The 2,892-nt window shown below is 44.2% G+C and carries 3 protein-coding genes; 1 reads left to right on the top strand and 2 read right to left on the bottom strand.

The annotated features are described in order from the left end of the window. Positions 1-117: 117 nt before the first annotated feature. Positions 118-942 carry a DUF2797 domain-containing protein gene (locus CAG68_RS17890; RefSeq protein ID WP_005377984.1) on the top strand — a complete coding sequence of 275 codons (825 nt, stop codon included), beginning with the start codon at positions 118-120 and terminating at the stop codon, positions 940-942. Positions 943-1,032: 90 nt separating this feature from the next. Here the strand turns inward: CAG68_RS17890 and CAG68_RS17885 are convergent, their stop codons facing one another. After that, complete coding sequence (locus CAG68_RS17885) at positions 1,033-2,268, bottom strand: cysteine desulfurase-like protein (RefSeq protein WP_130546685.1); 1,236 nt, start codon at positions 2,266-2,268, stop codon at positions 1,033-1,035. Next, positions 2,252-2,892 (bottom strand): 2OG-Fe dioxygenase family protein (locus CAG68_RS17880; protein WP_161441454.1); only part of this gene is annotated, 641 nt, incomplete at its 5' end. The genes CAG68_RS17880 and CAG68_RS17885, both read right to left, overlap by 17 nt.

The following is a 2,892-nucleotide window of genomic DNA, read 5'->3' as shown; positions in this document are numbered from 1 at the left end:
ATAAAACACGATGCATAATAATTTAGTGCAAGACATTTACTTTAAAGCTCCTGTCAACCCTGCATCTCTTCTCTACTTCAGTATATACTGTGCAAAAACACAATAATGAGTAATGTCATGTCATTAATTGCAACTGGCACGCTAAACAAAATGCGTGCTTCTCTGGACGGTGCCGTCAACTACCGTCTTCCTGTCGGTGAGGAAGAGATCGACTTAACTCCGTTTCTGGGTAAAACGCTCACACTGACTCACACTGGCAATATTTTTTGTTGCTCATGTGGAAAGAAAACGAAAAAGAGTTATTCGCAAGGCCACTGTTTTGTATGCATGAAAAAGCTAGCAAGCTGCGACATGTGTATCATGAAGCCAGAGACCTGCCACTACGATCAAGGGACTTGTCGCGAACCACAATGGGGTGAAGAGAATTGCATGGTGGATCACTTTGTCTACCTGTCCAACACATCCAGCTTAAAAGTTGGTATTACTCGTCATACTCAAATCCCGACTCGTTGGATTGACCAAGGCGCGACTCAGGGCTTGCCAATTTTTAAAGTAAAAACTCGCCATATCTCCGGTTTAATTGAAGTTGAACTGGCGAAACATATCGCAGACAAGACCAATTGGCGCACACTGCTTAAAGGTGACGGTGAACCTATGGCATTGCAGGACCGTTTTGCTGAGCTATTGCCTTTAGTCGAAGAGAAAATTGCCGAGATAAAACAGCAATTCGGCGAAGATGCCATTGAAGTATTAAACGAAAGCATTACCGACCTTAGCTACCCGGTACAACAGCACCCAACGAAGATCACTTCGCATAACTTCGATAAAAACCCGGTTGTTACTGGCACTTTGCAAGGCATTAAAGGTCAATACCTCATCTTTGATACTGGCGTTATTAATGTAAGAAAATTCACTTCCTATGAAGTTGAAGTTAGTGAGTAATCGCTTGCAGAACGCGTTGATTCAAATAAAAATGAAAAAAGCTCGAGTTTGACTCGAGCTTTTGTTTTTCTATTAGGAAGAAATCGTTAGTTATGCGTCAAGGATGCTTTCTAGCACATCGAATAACATATCGACTTCTTCTATTGTGTTGTAATGCATACAACCAATTCGCACTACACCACCCGATTCTTCTAAACCAAGTTGACGAACTAAGCCCAACGCATAAAAGTGACCATTCCATACACAAATGTTATGTTCACCCAGTGTTTTCGCGATGAACTCTGGAGAATATCGGTCAAACGTTAGCGCAAAAGTTGGCGTGCGGAGTTGGCTATCTTCCTTTGCGATACCGAATAGATTGACACCATCTAATGCATTCAAACGCTGTAAGAAACGCTCACTCAAGCGCTGCTCATGTTGTTCATACAGTTGGTAGCTTTGCTCCAACCGTTGGCGAAGAGGTAAACCGACTTCACCAAATTGAGCCAGATACTCAACCGCAGAAACGACACCAGCAAGACCTTCAAAACTTTGCGTTCCTGTTTCAAATCGACCTGGACCTATATTAGTGGCAGGCTCGACTTTGTATGGGCGAATACTGTGGAGCCACTGATCGGCTATGTAAGCAATACCAACGTGCGGTCCGAAAAACTTGTAAGCTGAGCAAGCTAAAAAGTCACAACCTAACGCTTGAACATCAACCAAATGATGAGGCGCATAATGGACGGCATCCACATAAACTTGTGCCCCAACATTGTGCGCCATGCTGACTACATGCTGTACATCCACAATAGAGCCCGTCGTGTTCGATGCATAAGTCACAGCGACAAGGCGCGTTTTATCAGAAAGAAGGCGGCTTAAATGCTCCATATCCAGCGTACAATCTTCTTCGTTGATACGAACTTGATGAACCGTAACGCCTTTATCTTCTGCCGCTTGCTGCCAGCTGGATACATTTGAATAGTGATCCAAAGCGGAAACAATGATCTCATCTCCTGCTTGCCAATCTCGACTAATCGCGCGACTAAGCTGAAAGGTTAGTGAGGTCATATTGGCACCGAAGACAATATTGCCAGATGAAGGGGCATTAAGTAGAGCCTGAGCCGACTCACGCGCATTTTGCATTACGTCAACGGTCACTTGGCTAGAAAAATAATGTCCGCCTAAGTTAGCGTTGAAACGACCTAAATACCCTACCATGCTGTCTAGTACTGATTGAGGCACTTGTGAGCCACCTGGACCATCAAAAAACGTCACAGGCTTGTCGTTGTGGTATTGAGCCAACGCCGGAAATTGCGCTCTGATCTGATTAAGATTGAAGTTCATTACGCTTATCCGTAGCAGTGAGTACAAATACATCCATATGGCCCGCTTCGTCATCAATAACAGAGCGGATTGGGCACGCGTTATGCCACAGCTTGCTATCAGCCAAGATTGCGACCTCTCCGGTTTCTAGCACTTTACGGAAAAATGGGGCTTGGTTATGGCTGCTGTAAAGCATGATGTCGCCACCGATGATGTTATGGCGTCCCACACCAACCATTGCAATGTGATCAAAACCGTCTTGGTGCACACCTTCAGGTGCTACTTGGGTTTCTTCTTCCAGTGCCCTGATACGGATTTGGTGAATTTCTATTTCTTGACCGTTTGGCAGATGATTCGCATTGACAAACAATTCACACATTTCTCGAAAGCCATCGCTGGTAAGAATATCCTTCTCAATTGGCTCGAATTGTCTTACAACATCACCTTGAAATCGGTTGATATCAGAGGATTGAACAAAGCTATTTTTATTTAAGTCGATGACTTTGCCGTTATCAAAACCAACCACAGAATAACGTCGTAGTCGATACTGACCATCTGCATGTTCGGTACGAGGCAGTTCTTCAAACGAAGAGGAAAGCGGCTCAATTGCTGCCATGCTGAGCTGTGTTAAATGTAGAGTAGTCT

This window comes from Vibrio sp. V42_P2S4T144, assembly GCF_009904715.1.
Lineage (GTDB): Bacteria > Pseudomonadota > Gammaproteobacteria > Enterobacterales > Vibrionaceae > Vibrio > Vibrio alginolyticus.
The sequence above is the reverse complement of the archived record's forward strand: the minus strand, read 5'-3'. Positions and strand labels throughout refer to the sequence as shown.

Excerpts from the sequence above, each read along its gene's own strand:
- CAG68_RS17890 (WP_005377984.1), top strand. The coding sequence starts at position 118 with ATGTCATTAATTGCAACTGGCACGCTAAACAAAATGCGTGCTTCTCTG.
- CAG68_RS17885 (WP_130546685.1), bottom strand. The coding sequence starts at position 2,268 with ATGAACTTCAATCTTAATCAGATCAGAGCGCAATTTCCGGCGTTGGCT.